Genomic DNA, 17,192 nt, shown 5'->3' with positions numbered 1-17,192 from the left:
GCCTTGTTGGTACGGGACGTTGGCTGACGCGCCATCGTCACGCTGATCATGCCATCAGCGGCGCTTTTCCAGCCGATCTGTTTCTGCATATTGCACCGGCTTTTTGCGGCGGGGTGCGATGTTAACCTGAGTACGCCCATGCAACATGGGCATTCCTGCATTCAATACAGTATGTACTTGCTGCTCGCTCAGGTTTGCCTTGGCAGAGGAGCGGTCTGCCCAGGCATTCAAAAAAAAGACGAGAAAAGGAGTATCACGCCATGCATGCCATCAGCTTTATCCAGGACCTGGCAGTCATCATGCTGGTCGCTGGCGTGGTCACCATTCTCTTTCACCGCCTCAAACAGCCCGTCGTACTGGGCTATATCGTCGCCGGCTTCATCATCGGCCCGCACACCCCGCCATTCGGCCTGATCCATGACGAAGAAACCATCAAGACCCTTGCTGAACTGGGAGTGATCTTCCTGATGTTCTGCCTGGGGCTCGAATTCAGTCTGCGCAAGCTTTTCAAGGTTGGTGCCACGGCGTTCATCGCGGCCTTCCTGGAAATCGTGCTGATGATCTGGATCGGCTTCGAGATTGGCCGCTGGTTCGGCTGGAACACCATGGATTCGCTATTCCTCGGCGCGATCCTGGCCATTTCCTCGACCACCATCATCGTCAAGGCACTGAATGACCTGAAGATGAAGAACGAGCGCTTTGCCCAGTTGATCTTCGGCGTGCTCATCGTGGAGGACATCCTTGGTATCGGCATTATTGCCCTGCTGTCAGGCATCGCTGTCAGCGGCACGGTCAGCTCGGGCGAAGTGTTCTCCACAGTGGGCAAGCTGTCACTGTTCATGATCGTTGCCTTGGTTATCGGGATTCTGCTGGTGCCGCGGCTGCTGGCCTATGTGGCCAAATTTGAAAGCAACGAAATGCTGCTGATTACCGTGCTTGGCCTGTGCTTCGGCTTCTGCCTGTTGGTGGTAAAGCTGGAATACAGCATGGTGCTGGGCGCCTTCCTGATTGGCGCGATCATGGCCGAATCACGTCAGTTGCTGAAGATCGAACGCCTGATCGAGCCGGTACGCGATCTGTTCAGTGCCATCTTCTTTGTCGCCATCGGCCTTATGATCGACCCACAAGTGCTCGTCGATTACGCCTGGCCGATCGTGGTCATCACCCTGGCGGTGGTATTGGGCAAAATGCTCTCCTGCGGCATGGGGGCGTTCATTGCCGGTAATGACGGGCGCACATCGCTGCGGGTGGGCATGGGGCTTTCGCAGATTGGCGAGTTTTCCTTCATCATCGCCGCGCTGGGCATGACGCTGCAGGTGACCAGCGACTTCCTTTACCCGGTGGCGGTCGCGGTATCGGCAATTACCACGCTGCTGACGCCCTATCTGATCCGTGCGGCCGACCCGCTGTCGCAGAAACTTGGCAATGTGGTGCCCAGCCGCCTGGCGCGGGTGCTTTCGTTGTATGGCGAGTGGTTGCGCAATATACAGCCGCAGGGCGAGAGCGCCATGCTGGCGGCGATGATCCGGCGCATCCTGTTGCAGGTGGGGGTGAACCTGGCGCTGGTGATCGCCATTTTCTTCAGTGGTGGTTACTTTGCAGAGCGCATCGGCAACTGGCTCAGTGAGTGGGTCAGCGATGCCAGCCAGCAGAAGGCGGTTATCTGGGGCGCGGCGTTGTTGCTGTCGCTGCCCTTCCTGATCGCTGCCTATCGCAAGCTCAAGGCACTGTCGATGCTGCTGGCAGAAATGGGCGTGAAGCCGGAAATGGCCGGGCGCCATACCCAGCGAGTGCGCCGGGTGATCGCCGAGGTTATCCCGCTGTTGTCGCTGCTGGTGATTTTCCTGCTGCTGTCGGCATTGTCGGCGAGCATTCTGCCCACCAACGAGTTGCTGTTGGTCATTGCCGTGGTGGCGGCGGTGGTGGTGGCCTTGCTGTGGCGCTGGTTCATCCGCGTGCACACGCGCATGCAGATCGCCTTGCTGGAGACGCTGGAAAACAGTCGCGAGAATACGCACTGAAGGGCGCAATGCTCCCTGAGCAAGATTTCATCGTCGTTCGCGGGGACTGAGCGGTAGCAATGTCGCCAGGCGCAGAAAGCCTGGCGATTCTAGCCACATTGATGGCACCGGGCCGTAAACTTCCTGTGCCTGTACCGGCCTCTACCCGGGCTTGCCCGCTCCCACAGGTACCCCACAGGAGCTGGAGGCGATGGTGTTCCTGTGGGGGCAGAGATTGAAATCAGCTCTCCAGCCAGACATCCCGCGCCCAGTGCCACACTGATTCCCAACTGTCTTCACCGGCAATTTCCTCTTCGGCGTCCCACAGCACCACGGTGCCGTCTTCTTCGACGCAGTAGTAGTTGTCGCCGTCCTGGCACAGCGGAATCAGGTCACGCGGCACGCCGGCGTCCCAGGCGTTGGCGGCAACGTCAGGCAGGTAGGTGTGCGATTGTGGGTCGGTGACGGTTACCGGCTCCAGCGAGCCATACACCACGTCGCTGACGGTCAGTAGAAACTCTTTGAACACGAACGGTATGTTGATGAACAGCTCTTCTTCGATTTCGACCAGCTGGTCCTCGTCGGGAAGCTCAAGGGGCACCGGCACTGGCTGATTGGCTTCACGGAGTTGTTCGATCACTTCTTCCACGGTTCACTTCCTCTGACCTAGATGACAACGCTGCGCGTTATACCCTAGTAGGCCACTCTGGCAAAAGCAAAAACCCCGGGACAGGCCCGGGGTTTTTTATGTAGCACGCAGCGGTTAGCCGTTTTGACGGATACCGGCCACCAGCCAAGGCTGGTTCTCGCCTGGGGCGCGAACCATGTGCCAGCTTTCGCTGAACACTTCGCCCTGGTCGAAGCGCGAGGTTTTCGACACGCCGCGGAAGGTCAAGGTGGCGTCCGTGCGGTCGGCGCGGTCGTCGATACCGTCCAGCTGTACTTCGAGGTTGTCGATGTAGGTGGCCTGGAAGCCGTCACCCAGCTCAGCACGCTCACGCTTGAGGAACTCGAGCATTTGCGGGGTAACGAACTCGCTGATCTTGTCCATTTCGTTGGCATCCCAGTGCTGCTGCAGCGACTGGAAGTGGTTACGGGCGGCAGCCAGGAAGCTTTGCTCGTTGAACCAGGCCGGGGCGTTGATCACCGGAGCGGCGGCAGGTGCGGCCGAACCACCAAAGACCGATGGCTGTGCTGGCTGGTTGTGGGCTTCACGCTGCATCGGCGCATGGCCTGGCATAGCCATTTGCGGCTGCTGCTGGCGGCGGCGCGCTGCAATGAAGCGGAACACCAGGAAGGCGATGAGCGCCACGATCAGGAAGTCCATGATCTGGAAACCTTCGAAACCGTCGCCCATGAACATGGACGCCAGCAGTCCACCGGCGGCCAGGCCGGCCAGTGGGCCCAACCAGCGCGAAGCACCGCTGGCGGCAGCCGGGGCACGGCCAGGTGCGGTCGGTGCGGCTGCAGGCGTGGTTGGCGTGGCTTGGCGGGTCTGGTGGATAGGCGCGGAGCCCGAGCTCTTGCCGCCGCCGAAACGTTTGGCGTTGGCGTCCAGGCTCAGCGTCAGGCCGACGCAGAGCGCCAGTGCGATGCTAAGAAAACGTTGCATAAGTGGGATATCCCCTGTTGTGGATTGCACGCGCGTCATGTTGCACAGGTTCCCGTGCACATGACCAGTGACATAGTGTTTCGAGCTTTTGCCTGAATGTTACAAGGCCGCCCGGCAGAGCGGCCCAGTACATCAGATGGCTTCGAGCTTCGCATACCCCAGCATCAGCCACTTGCTGCCTTCGGCAAAATTCACTTGTACCCGTGCCTGGGCGCCCGAACCCTCGAAGTTGAGGATCACGCCTTCGCCAAACACCGCATGTTGCACGCGCTGGCCGAGGTTGAACGCCGTCTGTGGAATATTGGCATTGGCAAACAGGTTACTGTTGGTGGCCGTCTTGGCCCCACTGAACGGGCGACTGACGCTGTTGGACAGACGCACCTCCTGAATAAGGCCTGCGGGAATTTCACGTACGAAACGCGACACCTTATTGTAGGTTTCGCTGCCATACAGGCGACGTGTTTCGGCGTAGGTCATGACCAGCTGGCGCATAGCCCGTGTAATTCCCACATAGGCCAGGCGGCGCTCCTCTTCCAGGCGGCCGGGTTCTTCCAGGCTCATCTTGTGCGGGAACAGGCCTTCTTCCATGCCCACCAGGAACACATACGGGAACTCCAGGCCTTTGGCGCTGTGCAAGGTCATCAGCTGGACGCTGTCTTCATGCTCATCGGCCTGGGTATCGCCGGCTTCCAGCGAGGCATGGCCGAGGAAGGCCGAAAGCGGCGAGAGATCGGCGTCTTCTTCGGTGGACTCGAAGTTGCGCGCCGCGCTGACCAGTTCCTCGAGGTTTTCTACCCGTGCCTGGCCCTTTTCACCCTTTTCTTCCTGGTGATAGGTGATCAGCCCGGATTGTTCGATGGTGGTCTGGGTCATGGTATGCAGCGGCATGTCCGTGACCTTCGTGGCCAACCCCTCGATCAGCTCGATGAAGGCACCCAGAGCGCTGGCGGCGCGGCCTTTCAGCGCCTTGGCAGCCAACAGCTGGCACATGGCTTCCCACATCGACACCTGGCTGTGGCGGGCATGCTCGCGGATGGCTTCGACGGTTTTCTCGCCAATGCCGCGTGGCGGCACGTTGATCACCCGCTCCAGGGCCGCATCGTTGCCACGCCCTTCGATCAGCCGCAGGTAAGCCATGGCGTTCTTGATTTCGGCGCGCTCGAAGAATCGCTGGCCACCATAGATACGGTACGGGATACGCTCGCGCAGCAGGGCCTCTTCCAGCACCCGCGATTGGGCGTTGGAACGGTAGAGAATGGCGATTTCGTTACGCGCATTGTCCTGCTTGACCAGGCTTTCGATGGTTTCCACCACGTAGCGCGCTTCGTCGTGCTCGTTGTAGGCCGCGTACAGCGTCAGCGGTTCGCCTTCACCCATGTCAGTCCACAGTTCCTTGCCCAGGCGCCCGCTGTTGTTGACGATCAGGGCGTTGGCAGCCTTGAGGATGCCGCCGGTGGAGCGGTAGTTCTGCTCCAGGCGGATCATTTCGGCGTCGGGGAAGTCGGCGGTGTACTGGTGAATGTTCTCGATTTTGGCGCCGCGCCAGCCGTAGATCGACTGGTCGTCGTCGCCCACCGCCATCAGGCTGGCACCACCGCGCGCCAGCAGGCGCAGCCAGGCGTACTGCACGGCGTTGGTGTCCTGGAACTCGTCTACCAGTACATGCTGGAAGCGCCGCTGGTAGTGCTCAAGCAGGCCCGGGTGGTCGCGCCACAGGTCCAGTGCACGCAGCAACAGTTCGGAGAAGTCGATGACCCCCGCGCGCTCACAGGCCTGTTCGTAGGCGGTATACACCTCGCGCATGGTCGCCAGGAACAGGTCGCCCCCCGCCTGTATATGCTGCGGGCGCAGGCCTCCATCCTTCTGCCCGTTGATGAACCACTGGGCCTGGCGTGCCGGCCACTTCTGCTCGTCCAGCCCCAGTTCGCGCATGACCCGCTTGATCAGGCGCTGCTGGTCATCGCTGTCGAGGATCTGGAAGTTCTGCACCAGCCGTGCTTCCTGCCAGTGGGCCCGCAGCAGGCGATGGGCCAGCCCGTGGAAGGTACCGACCCACATGCCTGCCGGGTTGATCCCCAGCAGTTGCTCGATCCGATGGCGCATTTCTGCCGCAGCCTTGTTGGTGAACGTCACCGACAGGATTGAGTGCGGCGATGCTTGTTCCACCTGGATCAGCCAGGCGATGCGATGCACCAGCACGCGGGTTTTACCGGAGCCGGCGCCAGCAAGCACCAGTTGACGCCCGAGCTTGGCCGCGACGGCCTGGCGTTGAGCATCGTTGAGGGAGTTCAGCAGGAGGGAGAGGTCATCTGTGTGCATCGCGCCATTCTAGGGCGGGGCAAGTGCCGGGTAAATGGTACTGTATAAATAATCACCCTCTTAGACTGCCATTCATCAGTGCAGCCCGTTTGCAGCAGTGGGCCGGCCGAACCTGATCACACCCTCGTTCTGCCGGCCTGGTGCTTAAGGGGCTACTCAGGGTGTCTCAGTCGATGGTCACGATTTTCAGCCTGCCCTCGCAGCCCTGGATTTCCAGGTCGGTCCAGGGGCTGATGCCCGCTTGCTCGTAGGCAACCGGCTTGGTCGTCATCACGGCCATGGAGGGGGAGTCAGGCTCAATCAGATCAAGACGAAGCACTTCCCAACCGCCGCGGTGGCGGGGGGATGGGGTGCTCAGTACCGGTTCGATTCCTGGATTGGCGACCGTTACGGTGCCGAACACGCGAAACGCCTCCTTGCCGGGGCGCTTGTCGTTGATTGCTACGAAGTTGTCGATGTCGATTGTCATGATTTGAGCCTCTGATGAAAGATGGGGTGCCTCGCGGGGCACGCACCACTTTCATCTCGCGCAGGCCAGACTGAAATCGGGAACGGCTTCAGCTATGCCAGGCTCTTCCGCGGTGGGCCAGCAGGCTGTTGGCCTGCTCCGGACCGTTGTTGCCAGCCGGATAGTGGCGCGGCGCCTGGAAGTGTTCCTCCCAGCCCTTGAGGATCGGGTCGATCCAGGCCCAGGCTGCTTCCACTTCGTCACGCCGCATGAACAGCGTGGAATCGCCCTCCAGGATATCCAGCAGCAGGCGTTCGTAAGCGTCCCAGCGGCGGGTCTGGCCGAACACCTGCGCCAGGTTGAGGTTCAGGTCCACCGGCTCCAGCCGCATACCTTTGCCTGGGCTCTTGGTCATCATGCGCAGGCTGATGCGCTCATCTGGTTGCAGCTGGATCAACAGTTGGTTGACCTGACCACCGCTGAACAGCTCGTGGGGTACAGGCTTGAACTGAATGACGATCTGCGACGAACGCCGTGCCATGCGTTTGCCCGTGCGCAGGTAGAAGGGCACACCTGCCCAGCGCCAGTTGTCGATGTGCGCTTCGATGGCCACGAAGGTTTCTGTATCGCTGTCGTTGTCGACGTCCTTTTCGAAGTAATAGGCAGGCACCTCCTGGCCGCCGATGTGTCCGGCACCGTACTGACCGCGCACGGTCTTGTCCTGCACGTCCTGGCCGGTGATCGGTTTGAGGGCCCGCAGTATCTTCACTTTTTCGTCGCGCACCGCTTCAGCCTCGAACTGCGCAGGCGGCTCCATGGCCACCAGGCACAACAGCTGCAGCAGGTGGTTCTGCAGCATGTCGCGGGTTGCCCCAGCACGGTCGTAATAGGCGCCGCGGTTCTCTACCCCGAGGGTCTCGCAAACGCTGATCTGGACGTGGTCGACCTGATTGTTGCGCCACACCGGCTCCAGCAGGGCATTGGCGAAGCGCAGGGCCATCAGGTTCTGCACGGTTTCCTTGCCCAGGTAGTGGTCGATGCGAAAGACCTGGTTTTCGTCGAACACTGCGCCAATCGCTTGGTTGATGGCGGTGGCCGAGGCCAGCGAGTGGCCGATCGGTTTTTCCAGCACGATACGCGCTTCGGGGTCGGCCAGGCCGGCGTTGCGCAGGTGGTTGGCAATTGGCACGAACAGGTTGGGAGCGGTGGCCAGGTAGAAGATGCGCGTCAGCCCGCCGGGCTCGCCCAGGTAGCGTGCCAGGCGGCCGAAGTCGGCACTTTGCGAAGCATCCATGGCGAAATAGTCCAACCGGGCGGAAAACCGCTGCCAGACCTCTTCGTCGAAGTCACTGCGGGCAATTTGTGCCCGGCAGTGGCGTTCGGCGAGCTTGAGGTAGTCGTTACGTGGCAGGTTGCGCCGCGCCAGCGCGATGATGCGCACAGCATTGTTCAGGCGGGCCTCGCGGAACAGGTGGTAGAGCGCGGGAAGCAACTTGTGCAGCGCCAGATCGCCGGTGCCACCGAACACCAGAATGTCGCAAGGAATAGTCAAACCGCCACTCTCCACGTTCGTTTAACTGGGCGGGTTGGCGTCCATGTAGTATAACTACAAGAAAGCTACAACCCGGCCAGCCGATCATAACCGAGTCCAGCCCGTGAATCTGTTGCAACACATTGCCCAATCGCGCCACTTGCTGCGCAAATCGGAACTCAAAGTGGCCGACCACGTGCTGCTCGACCCGGCTGCGGTCATGCACAGCTCCATGGCCGACCTGGCGCACAGCGTGGGTATCAGTGAACCGACCATCGTGCGTTTCTGCCGGGCAATCGGTTGCTCGGGGTTCCAGGACCTGAAATTGAAGCTGGCGCAGAGCCTGGCCGCCGGGGCCAGTTTTGGCCAGTTCGCGATCCATGAAGATGACTCGGTTGCCGACTACAGCCTGAAGATTTTCGACACCACCCTGCACACGCTGATGGAAGTGCGCGAGCACCTCGACCCGCATGCGCTGCAACAGGCCGTGAGCGCCATGGCCCAGGCGCAACGCGTGGAGTTCTATGGCTTTGGCGCATCCGGCGCGGTAGCGGCGGATGCCCAGCACAAGTTCTTCCGCCTGCTGCTCAGTGCGGCCGCGTATTCCGACCCGCACATGCAGGCGATGTCCGCGGTTACCTTGAGACCTGGGGATGTGGCGGTGTGCATTTCCCAGTCGGGCCGTTCCAAGGACCTGCTGATTACCGCCAATCTGGTGCGTGAGAGCGGTGCCAACCTTATTACCTTGTGCCCAAGCCAGACGCCGTTGGCCGAGCTGTCGACCGTGAACCTGGCAATCGACGTGCATGAGGACACCGAAATCTACACCCCGCTGACCTCGCGTATCGCCCACCTGGTGGTGATCGATGTGCTGGCCATGGGCGTGGCCATGGCGCGCGGCCCGAGCCTGGTCAACCACCTGAAGAGCGTAAAGCGCAGCTTGCGCAGCCTGCGTTTGTCGCCCAAGTCGATCAAGGCTACAGACGACTGAATCCAACCTGTAGCGGGCTCTTCGCCGGCTTGCCCGCGAAGAGGCCCCGCTACAGGCAGTAAAAATTCACGATTCTGTCACCATCCCACAGCCAAACCGTAAACCTTCAAGGCCAGTCTGAAAGTCCCGCATCCTATCTGGGAGACAGGCAATGGCACGTGACCACGACGGTATCTACCAACCCAACGCCAAGGCTCGCAAGCAGCAGGAAAAGGATCAGCGCCGCATGGAATACCGCCGCGCGATCGAGACCTATTGCGACCAACGTCAACTGCTGCGCGAGCTGGTGGACTACCCCGAGTTGCAAGCACTTACAGTGTGGCAGTCTTCAGTGGCAACTTCCCCGAAAAACGCTCAACAAGCGCACTGATCAGCGCACGTTCGCTGCGGATGAACGCCAGAAACGCCAAGGCCACCGGCGACTGCCGCTTGGCCTTGGCCTGCACCACGCACCAACTGCGGTACAGCGGCAGCTCTTCTACCGGTAACTCTTTCAGTGCGCCTGTGGCCAGTTCCAGATTGACCGCATGGCGAGTCAGCAGGGCAATCCCCAGGCCGGCGATTACACACTCGCACTGGGCATCGGCCGAGGCCACTTCCAGGGTCTGGGTGAAATGCACGCGCTTGTCCTTGAAGTACTCCTCGCAGGCCTTGCGTGTGCCTGAACCCTGCTCGCGTACCAGCAAGGTATGAGGCTCCAGGTCTTGCAGGCGCAATTGCTCCAGCTTGCACAGCGGATGCTCAGGCGGCGCCACTGCGATGATCGGGTTGTTGAGGAACGGCAGAAATTCCAGGCCCATGTCCTGCGGCACCATCGACATGATGATCAGGTCGTCGCGGTTGTCCGAAAGGCGGCGGATGGCTTGGGCGCGATTGACCACCGTCAGGGTCAGATTGACCTCCGGGTGACGTTGCTTGAAGGCGGCGAACAGGTGTGGCACGAAGTACTTGGCGCTGGACTCGATCGCCAGTTTCAGCTGCCCTTGCAGTGAGCCCTGCATGTCCGACAGCTGCATGTCCAGGCTCTCGAGGCGGCCGAATATATCGCGGCTGGCACGTTGCAGGGCCTCGGCCGCTTCGGTCAGGTACAGCTTCTTGCCCACGTACTCGAACAACGGCTGCCCAATCAGCTCTTCGAGCTGACGAATCTGTAGACTAACGGCGGGTTGCGTCAGGGACATTTCTTCCGCTGCACGGCTGTACGAGCGCAAATCACACACCTCATTGAAGATCTGCAATTGACGCAAAGTCATACGCATCAAGGACTTACGCATTTATAACCCGCCCTTCGGCAATACCTTGTTACCGCACTATAAGCTTTTGCTAATACTGCATCTAACAAATATTGATTTTTGTTTATCGACCTACAGCGCTAGGGTGAATACGCGACTGGCCAGCAACGCCTGGTCACGCGCCGACCGGTAGAACCGGCTCGACTGTTCCTACGGCTTTGGGAAGACTCCAGTGATAAAAAAAATCCTGATCGCCAACCGAGGTGAAATCGCAGTTCGGATCGTGCGTGCCTGCGCCGAGATGGGCATACGCTCGGTAGCGATCTATTCCGACGCCGACCGGCATGCCTTGCACGTCAAGCGCGCCGACGAAGCACACAGCATTGGCGCCGAGCCGCTGGCCGGGTACCTGAACCCGCGCAAGCTGGTGAACCTGGCTGTGGAAACCGGCTGTGATGCCCTGCACCCGGGCTATGGTTTCCTATCGGAAAACGCTGAACTGGCAGAGATCTGCGCTGAACGCGGGATCAAGTTCATCGGCCCGGCCGCCGACGTCATTCGCCGCATGGGCGACAAGACCGAAGCGCGCCGCACCATGATCGCCGCTGGTGTGCCGGTAACCCCGGGCACCGAAGGCAACGTTGCCGATATTCATGAAGCCCTGAGCGAAGGTGAGCGCATCGGTTACCCGGTGATGCTCAAGGCCACCTCCGGTGGTGGCGGCCGCGGTATTCGCCGTTGCAACAGCCGCGAAGAGCTGGAGCAGAACTTCCCGCGAGTGATTTCCGAAGCCACCAAAGCCTTTGGTTCGGCCGAAGTGTTCCTGGAAAAGTGCATCGTCAACCCCAAGCACATCGAGGCACAGATCCTCGGTGACAGCTTCGGCAACGTGGTGCACCTGTTCGAGCGTGACTGCTCTATCCAGCGCCGTAACCAGAAGCTCATCGAAATTGCCCCAAGCCCACAGCTCACGCCCGAGCAGCGCGCCTACATCGGCGACCTGGCGGTGCGTGCGGCCAAGGCGGTGAACTACGAGAACGCCGGTACCGTGGAGTTCCTGCTCGCCGATGGCGAGGTGTACTTCATGGAAATGAACACCCGGGTGCAGGTGGAACACACCATCACCGAGGAAATCACCGGTATCGACATTGTCCGTGAGCAGATTCGCATCGCCTCGGGCTTGCCGCTGTCGGTCAAGCAAGAAGACATCCAGCACCGCGGTTACGCGCTGCAGTTCCGCATCAACGCCGAAGACCCGAAGAACAACTTCCTGCCCAGCTTCGGCAAGATCACTCGTTATTACGCCCCCGGTGGCCCGGGCGTGCGTACCGATACAGCGATCTACACCGGCTACACCATTCCGCCGTTCTACGACTCCATGTGCCTGAAACTGGTGGTGTGGGCGTTGACCTGGGAAGAGGCCATGGACCGCGGCCTGCGAGCCTTGGACGACATGCGTGTGCAAGGGGTGAAGACCACTGCCGCCTATTACCAGGAAATTCTGCGCAACCCGGAATTCCGTAGCGGGCAGTTCAATACCAGCTTCGTCGAAAGCCACCCTGAACTGACCAACTACTCGATCAAGCGCAAACCCGAAGAGCTGGCCTTGGCCATCGCCGCCGCCATCGCCGCCCACGCAGGCCTGTGAGGAAACCTATAATGTCCAAGAAAATTCACGTAACCGACACGATCCTGCGCGACGCCCACCAGTCCCTGCTGGCCACCCGCATGCGTACCGAAGACATGCTGCCGATCTGCGACAAGCTCGACAAAGTCGGCTACTGGTCGCTGGAAGTCTGGGGTGGCGCCACCTTCGACGCGTGCGTGCGCTTCCTCAAGGAAGACCCGTGGGAGCGCCTGCGCAAGTTGCGCGCAGCCCTGCCCAACACCCGCCTGCAAATGCTGCTGCGCGGCCAGAACCTGCTGGGTTACCGCCACTACAGCGACGACGTGGTCAAAGCCTTCGTCGCCAAGGCAGCGGTCAATGGCATTGATGTGTTCCGCATCTTCGACGCCATGAACGACGTGCGTAACCTGCGCGTGGCCATCGAAGCGGTCAAGGCTGCCGGCAAGCATGCCCAGGGCACCATCGCCTATACCACCAGCCCGGTGCACACCATCGAGGCCTTCGTGAAGCAGGCCAAGCAGATGGAAGCCATGGGTTGCGACTCGGTGGCGATCAAGGACATGGCCGGCCTGCTGACCCCGTTCGCCACGGGTGAACTGGTCAAGGCGCTGAAGGCTGAGCAGTCGCTGCCGGTGTTCATCCACTCCCACGATACCGCCGGCCTGGCCGCCATGTGCCAGCTCAAGGCTGTGGAAAACGGCGCCGATCATATTGACACCGCCATCTCCAGCTTCGCCTGGGGCACCAGCCACCCGGGTACCGAGTCGATGGTTGCTGCGCTCAAGGGCAGCGAATTCGACACCGGCCTGGACCTGGAGCTGCTGCAGGAAATCGGCTTGTACTTCTACGCCGTGCGCAAGAAGTACCACCAGTTCGAAAGCGAATTCACCGCCGTGGACACCCGCGTGCAGGTCAACCAGGTGCCCGGTGGCATGATTTCCAACCTGGCCAACCAGCTCAAGGAACAGGGCGCGCTCAACCGCATGAACGAAGTGCTGGCCGAAATCCCGCGTGTGCGTGAAGACCTCGGCTTCCCGCCGCTGGTGACGCCGACCTCGCAGATCGTCGGCACCCAGGCGTTCTTCAACGTGCTGGCTGGCGAGCGCTACAAGACCATCACCAACGAGGTGAAGCTGTACCTGCAAGGCGGTTACGGCAAGGCCCCGGGTGTGGTCAACGAGCAGCTGCGCCGCCAGGCGATCGGCAGCGAGGAAGTGATCGATGTGCGCCCGGCCGACCTGCTGAAGCCAGAGATGACCAAGCTGCGTAACGACATCGGCGCCTTGGCCCGCTGTGAAGAAGACGTGCTTACCTTCGCCATGTTCCCGGATATCGGCCGCAAGTTCCTCGAAGAACGCGAAGCCGGCACCCTCACTCCGGAAGCCCTGTTGCCAATTCCAGAAGCTGGCGCCGTTTCTGCTCCAGGCGGTGAAGGGGTACCGACCGAGTTCGTCATCGACGTGCACGGCGAAACCTACCGCGTCGACATCACCGGGGTGGGTGTTAAGGCCGAAGGCAAGCGCCACTTCTACCTGTCTATCGACGGCATGCCGGAAGAAGTGGTGTTCGAGCCACTCAACGAGTTCGTCGGTGGCGGCGGTAGCAAGCGCAAGCAAGCCACCGATCCAGGTCACGTCACCACCACTATGCCGGGCAACATCGTTGATGTACTGGTCAAGGAAGGGGACGTGGTCAAGGCTGGCCAGGCCGTGCTGATCACCGAAGCCATGAAGATGGAAACCGAAGTGCAGGCGGCCATTGCTGGGAAGGTCGTGGCCATCCACGTGGCCAAGGGCGATCGCGTGACGCCGGGTGAGATCCTGATCGAGATCGAGGGCTGAGATAAGCCCTCATCTACAAGCGGTTAACCTCTGGGGAGCGGATGCTCCCCTTTTTTTGTGCTGTATTTGCCGGCCTCTTCGCGGGACAAGCCCGCTCCCACAGGTTTACCACTGCACTTGACGGCAGTGCAGTACCTGTGGGAGCGGGCTTGTCCCGCGAAGAGGCCAGTGAGACCCATACAGCTATCAGCCGTTGCGGCATGCCTCAAGTGTATCCACCTGCCCCTCGGGCCGCTGGTTTTCCTGGCCCAACCACCGCTCGAAGCCGGCAGCCACCGCTGGCCATTCATCATCGGTAATCGAATACCACGCCGTATCGCGGTTATGGTCCTTCACCACCAGGTGCTTGCGGAATACGCCTTCGTAGACGAAGCCAAACCGCTCCGCTGCGCGCTTGGAGCGGGCATTGGCGTTGTTGCACTTCCACTCCAGCCGACGGTTGCCCAGTTCGAAGCCCAGCTTGCCGAGCAGGTACACCGCCTCGGTGCCCTTGGGGGTGCGCTGCATGGCGGCGCCGAAGGCGATGTGGCCGATTTCAATGCGCCCGTGGTCGGGCACGATCGACATCAGGCTGAGAATACCCTGGGCCTGGCCGCTGGCGCGGTCGATTACGGTGTAGAACAGCGGGTCGCGCCCTGCGGCGTTGCCCTGCAGCCAACGGTCGAATTCGGCCCGCTCGGTGAACGGGCCATAGGGCAGGTAGTCCCACAGCACTGGGTCGGACGTTGGGCCTTGCAGCACTTGCCAGAGGTCGTCGCCATGGCGCGCCGGGTCGAGCTTTTCCAGGCGGATGAAGCGGCCTTCAATCGGCTCGGCCTGGGGCGTTGCGGCGGGTTTCCAGTTCAATGCGTCTGTCATGTTCGGCCTACAAGCCTTTGCGGAATTGGATGAAGCCCGACCGCTCGGCAACCTGCTGATACAGGCTGATGGCGGTGGCATTGGTTTCGTGGGTCAGCCAGTGCACCTTGATGCAGTTGTCGGCCTTGGCTGTGGTGTAGACGTGCTCGATCAGCTGGCGACCAATGCCCAGGCCGCGCTGCGAGCTGTCCACGTACAGGTCCTGCAGGTAACAAGAGTTTTCGATGCTCCAGTTGGAACGATGGTAGATGAAGTTGACCATCCCCACCGCCTTGCCATCGACCCAGGCCAATGCCGCATGGGTTGGCTCGCTCGGGTCGAGCAGGCGCTGCCAGGTGCTGAGGCTGACTTCATCGGCCAACTCGGTTTCATAGAAGTGCAGGTAGGCCTGCCACAGGGCGAGCCAGGCGGCATGGTCTTGGGCGCCGACAGGGCGCAGGGTAACGCTGGGCATGGGGCTATTCCTTCAGGGTTGGCGCATGTGCGCTGCGAGTTGGTTGTCCAGTTGATCGGGGCTGGCGGCCAGCCCGTCACGCACGCCGGCGATATCTTGCGCGGAGCGGTTCTGGCTGAGCTTGCGCGCACCTTGCAGGCGGGCGATGGGCAGGCGGATACCGACGATGGCGCGCAGCATGCCCTCGATGTAGTCGGCAGGGGCGTCGGTGACTTTCCACGGTTCGCTGCGACCGTGTTCGTGGCGATCGGTCAGGCGGCTCACGATGGCGAGCAGGGGCTCGGCTTCATGGATGACTTCGGCCGGGCCATACGCGTGGACGGCCAGGTAGTTCCAGGTCGGCACCACTTTGGGGTTATCGGCTTTGCTCGGGTAGTAGCTGGGGCTGACATAGGCGTCGGCACCGGGGAAGACCAGCAGGGCTTCGCTACCTTGTGCCAGGTCCTGCCATTGGCGGTTGGCCCGTGCCAGGTGGGCATAGACGGTGCCGAACTCGCCCTCGGTGATATCCACCAGTACCGGCAGGTGTGTGGCCAACAGGCCTTGGTCACCTTGGCTGACCAGCACGGCCAGGCGGGTGTCGAGCATGTGCTGGTGCAGGCGGCCGAGTTCGTGTTCCTGATGGGGTTTGCTGTTGTACATGCTCGGTTTCCTTGTGCAGTGGAGCCATCCTAGGCAGGCTATTGGTTCTGGGTAAGAGCCATTAATGCCTGTTTTCATAGGTCCAATGCCATGAATGATAGCCCCCTCGTTTTGCCTTTCGACCCTTCCGGGATCGCCCTGGACCGCCGCCGCGGGCTCAGCCAGCAGCTGTACCAGGCGCTGCGCGCGCGGGTGCTGGACGGGCGCTTGAGCAGCGGCACCCGGCTGCCGGCCACCCGCGAGTTGGCCACCATGCTGGTGTTGTCACGCAACAGCGTGGTGCGGGCTTACGACCAGTTGTACGCCGAGGGTTACATCGAAAGCCGTGTCGGCGATGGCACCTATGTAAGCCGGCTACCAAAACTATCCACACAAGTATCCACAGGGTTATCCCATGGGTTATCAACAGATTTATCCACAATTTCAGAAGAATATACTGAGGATTTATCCAGCCACCGACGTTCAAGCGAAGCTTTGCGGCGTCTGAAAACCCATCACTTGTCGCCACCAAGGAGCGGTCAGCCGCGTGCTTTTCGCGTTGGCATTCCGGCATTCGACCTGTTCCCGTTTGACGTCTGGGCCAAGCTGCAGGCGGGTTTCTGGCGTAACCCGACCCCCGCTCAACTCGGTTATGGCAACCCGGCGGGCGAGCCGATGCTGCGCGAACTGATCGCTGCCTACTTGCGTCGCTCGCGCGGGCTGAATTGCATGGCTGAACAAATTGTGATCACCAGTGGCGCGCAGCAGGCCATTAGTCTTTGTGCACAGTTGCTATTAGAGCCGGGCGACGGCGTAGCTGTGGAAAACCCGGGCTATCGGGCGGCCGGTCACGCCTTTGCACTGGCGGGTGGCCAGTTGTGCGGCGTACCGGTGGATGGGGAGGGGATGGATTGCAGCCGGCTTGGGCAACTGAAGGATTGTCGGATGGCCTATGTGACGCCTGCCCACCAGTACCCGACCGGGGTGACCATGAGCTTGGCGCGCCGCCTGGAATTGCTGGCCTGGGCTGACCGAAACGATGGCTGGATCATCGAGGACGATTACGACGGTGAGTACCGATACAGCGGCGCGCCCTTGGCCCCGTTGGCGGCCCTCGACCGGCACGGGCGCGTACTGTACGTCGGCACCTTCGGCAAGATTGCCTTCCCGGCGCTGCGCCTGGGCTACCTGGTACTCCCGCCGCAGTTGGCGCAAGCGTTCAGCCAGGGCAAGGCGCTGGCGGTGCGGCATTCAGAGGTCAGCAGCCAATGTGTGATGGCCGAGTTCATGGCCCGCGGGCACTTTCAGCGGCACATCCGGCGCATGCGCAAGGCGGCGCTAAGCCGGCGCAATGTACTCAAGGCAGGCTGGCCTGAGGATATTCCCGGTTTGGGCGCCATGCCGGCAGTGGCGGCCGGGCTGCATGTGAAGGTTGATGTGGATAACTTTGCGCGCGAACAGGAACTGGTGGCCAAGGCGGAAGCGGTGGGAGTGGAGGTTACGCCGCTGAGTAATTTCTGGTTGACGGACAGCGAGGTGCCTGTGGATAAGCGAGCGGGGCTGGTGCTGGGGTTTGCGGCGGTGCCGGAGGGAGAGATTGCCGAGGCACTGATGAAACTGCGAAAGGCCTGGAGAAGGTGAATGGGGCCGCTGTGCGG

General features: G+C 61.2%; 15 protein-coding genes. 6 read left to right on the top strand and 9 right to left on the bottom strand.

Annotated features, from left to right (window positions below):
- Positions 1 to 260 precede the first annotated feature (260 nt).
- Complete coding sequence (locus AC07XM_RS10170; protein WP_016489875.1) at positions 261 to 2,021, top strand: cation:proton antiporter; 1,761 nt, start codon at positions 261 to 263, stop codon at positions 2,019 to 2,021.
- 220 nt (positions 2,022 to 2,241) lie between these two features.
- Here AC07XM_RS10170 and AC07XM_RS10165 read toward each other — a convergent pair whose 3' ends face one another.
- From AC07XM_RS10165 to zwf, 5 genes are all read right to left on the bottom strand, one after another.
- Positions 2,242 to 2,649, bottom strand: coding sequence for an SMI1/KNR4 family protein (locus AC07XM_RS10165; protein WP_016489874.1), 408 nt, complete (start codon positions 2,647 to 2,649; stop codon positions 2,242 to 2,244).
- 114 nt (positions 2,650 to 2,763) lie between these two features.
- Complete coding sequence (locus tag AC07XM_RS10160; protein WP_016489873.1) at positions 2,764 to 3,612, bottom strand: Tim44 domain-containing protein; 849 nt, start codon at positions 3,610 to 3,612, stop codon at positions 2,764 to 2,766.
- A 132-nt stretch (positions 3,613 to 3,744) separates the two neighbouring features.
- Positions 3,745 to 5,931: a DNA helicase II gene (gene uvrD / locus AC07XM_RS10155; RefSeq protein WP_102688995.1), complete on the bottom strand. Its 2,187-nt coding sequence runs from the start codon at positions 5,929 to 5,931 to the stop codon at positions 3,745 to 3,747.
- Between the two features lie 166 nt (positions 5,932 to 6,097).
- On the bottom strand, positions 6,098 to 6,400 hold the full coding sequence (locus AC07XM_RS10150; protein WP_016489871.1) for a hypothetical protein: 303 nt from the start codon (positions 6,398 to 6,400) through the stop codon (positions 6,098 to 6,100).
- A gap of 88 nt (positions 6,401 to 6,488) precedes the next feature.
- Positions 6,489 to 7,931 carry a glucose-6-phosphate dehydrogenase gene (gene zwf, locus AC07XM_RS10145; protein WP_016489870.1) on the bottom strand — a complete coding sequence of 481 codons (1,443 nt, stop codon included), beginning with the start codon at positions 7,929 to 7,931 and terminating at the stop codon, positions 6,489 to 6,491.
- Positions 7,932 to 8,034: 103 nt separating this feature from the next.
- On the opposite strand from zwf, the gene hexR reads away from it, so the two are divergent.
- Together hexR and AC07XM_RS10135 are read left to right on the top strand one after the other, a co-directional pair.
- Positions 8,035 to 8,901: a transcriptional regulator HexR gene (gene hexR, locus AC07XM_RS10140; protein ID WP_016489869.1), complete on the top strand. Its 867-nt coding sequence runs from the start codon at positions 8,035 to 8,037 to the stop codon at positions 8,899 to 8,901.
- Between the two features lie 151 nt (positions 8,902 to 9,052).
- Positions 9,053 to 9,271, top strand: a complete 219-nt coding sequence (locus tag AC07XM_RS10135; protein ID WP_080641095.1) for a PA3496 family putative envelope integrity protein — start codon at positions 9,053 to 9,055, stop codon at positions 9,269 to 9,271.
- Here the strand turns inward: AC07XM_RS10135 and AC07XM_RS10130 are convergent.
- Complete coding sequence (locus AC07XM_RS10130) at positions 9,213 to 10,175, bottom strand: LysR family transcriptional regulator (protein WP_016489868.1); 963 nt, start codon at positions 10,173 to 10,175, stop codon at positions 9,213 to 9,215. The genes AC07XM_RS10135 and AC07XM_RS10130 overlap by 59 nt on opposite strands.
- A gap of 190 nt (positions 10,176 to 10,365) precedes the next feature.
- On the opposite strand from AC07XM_RS10130, the gene AC07XM_RS10125 reads away from it, so the two are divergent.
- A complete protein-coding gene (locus AC07XM_RS10125; RefSeq protein WP_016489867.1) occupies positions 10,366 to 11,781 on the top strand; it encodes an acetyl-CoA carboxylase biotin carboxylase subunit in 1,416 nt (471 codons plus the stop codon).
- Positions 11,782 to 11,792: 11 nt separating this feature from the next.
- Positions 11,793 to 13,601 (top strand): sodium-extruding oxaloacetate decarboxylase subunit alpha, encoded by a 1,809-nt coding sequence (gene oadA, locus AC07XM_RS10120; protein WP_095116255.1) that lies wholly within the window; start codon positions 11,793 to 11,795, stop codon positions 13,599 to 13,601.
- Positions 13,602 to 13,787: 186 nt separating this feature from the next.
- Here the strand turns inward: oadA and AC07XM_RS10115 are convergent, their stop codons facing one another.
- The 3 genes from AC07XM_RS10115 to AC07XM_RS10105 are packed head-to-tail and all read right to left on the bottom strand — an operon-like array spanning position 13,788 to position 15,555.
- Complete coding sequence (locus AC07XM_RS10115; RefSeq protein ID WP_102688996.1) at positions 13,788 to 14,459, bottom strand: GNAT family N-acetyltransferase; 672 nt, start codon at positions 14,457 to 14,459, stop codon at positions 13,788 to 13,790.
- 7 nt (positions 14,460 to 14,466) lie between these two features.
- Positions 14,467 to 14,913, bottom strand: coding sequence for a GNAT family N-acetyltransferase (locus AC07XM_RS10110; protein WP_016489864.1), 447 nt, complete (start codon positions 14,911 to 14,913; stop codon positions 14,467 to 14,469).
- Positions 14,914 to 14,925: 12 nt separating this feature from the next.
- Positions 14,926 to 15,555, bottom strand: coding sequence for an FMN-binding negative transcriptional regulator (locus tag AC07XM_RS10105; protein WP_016489863.1), 630 nt, complete (start codon positions 15,553 to 15,555; stop codon positions 14,926 to 14,928).
- 90 nt (positions 15,556 to 15,645) lie between these two features.
- On the opposite strand from AC07XM_RS10105, the gene pdxR reads away from it, so the two are divergent.
- Positions 15,646 to 17,175 (top strand): MocR-like pyridoxine biosynthesis transcription factor PdxR, encoded by a 1,530-nt coding sequence (pdxR, locus tag AC07XM_RS10100; protein ID WP_102688997.1) that lies wholly within the window; start codon positions 15,646 to 15,648, stop codon positions 17,173 to 17,175.
- Positions 17,176 to 17,192 lie beyond the last annotated feature (17 nt).

Source organism: Pseudomonas sp. GW460-LB5, assembly GCF_059423245.1.
The sequence above is the reverse complement of the archived record's forward strand: the minus strand, read 5'-3'. Positions and strand labels throughout refer to the sequence as shown.

Bases quoted from the DNA above. Each gene is read 5' to 3' on its own strand.
- AC07XM_RS10170 (WP_016489875.1), top strand. From the start codon at position 261: ATGCATGCCATCAGCTTTATCCAGGACCTGGCAGTCATCATGCTGGTC.
- AC07XM_RS10160 (WP_016489873.1), bottom strand. From the start codon at position 3,612: ATGCAACGTTTTCTTAGCATCGCACTGGCGCTCTGCGTCGGCCTGACG.
- uvrD (WP_102688995.1), bottom strand. From the start codon at position 5,931: ATGCACACAGATGACCTCTCCCTCCTGCTGAACTCCCTCAACGATGCT.
- AC07XM_RS10150 (WP_016489871.1), bottom strand. From the start codon at position 6,400: ATGACAATCGACATCGACAACTTCGTAGCAATCAACGACAAGCGCCCC.
- AC07XM_RS10135 (WP_080641095.1), top strand. From the start codon at position 9,053: ATGGCACGTGACCACGACGGTATCTACCAACCCAACGCCAAGGCTCGC.
- AC07XM_RS10130 (WP_016489868.1), bottom strand. From the start codon at position 10,175: ATGCGTAAGTCCTTGATGCGTATGACTTTGCGTCAATTGCAGATCTTC.
- oadA (WP_095116255.1), top strand. From the start codon at position 11,793: ATGTCCAAGAAAATTCACGTAACCGACACGATCCTGCGCGACGCCCAC.
- AC07XM_RS10115 (WP_102688996.1), bottom strand. From the start codon at position 14,459: ATGACAGACGCATTGAACTGGAAACCCGCCGCAACGCCCCAGGCCGAG.
- AC07XM_RS10110 (WP_016489864.1), bottom strand. From the start codon at position 14,913: ATGCCCAGCGTTACCCTGCGCCCTGTCGGCGCCCAAGACCATGCCGCC.
- AC07XM_RS10105 (WP_016489863.1), bottom strand. From the start codon at position 15,555: ATGTACAACAGCAAACCCCATCAGGAACACGAACTCGGCCGCCTGCAC.
- pdxR (WP_102688997.1), top strand. From the start codon at position 15,646: ATGAATGATAGCCCCCTCGTTTTGCCTTTCGACCCTTCCGGGATCGCC.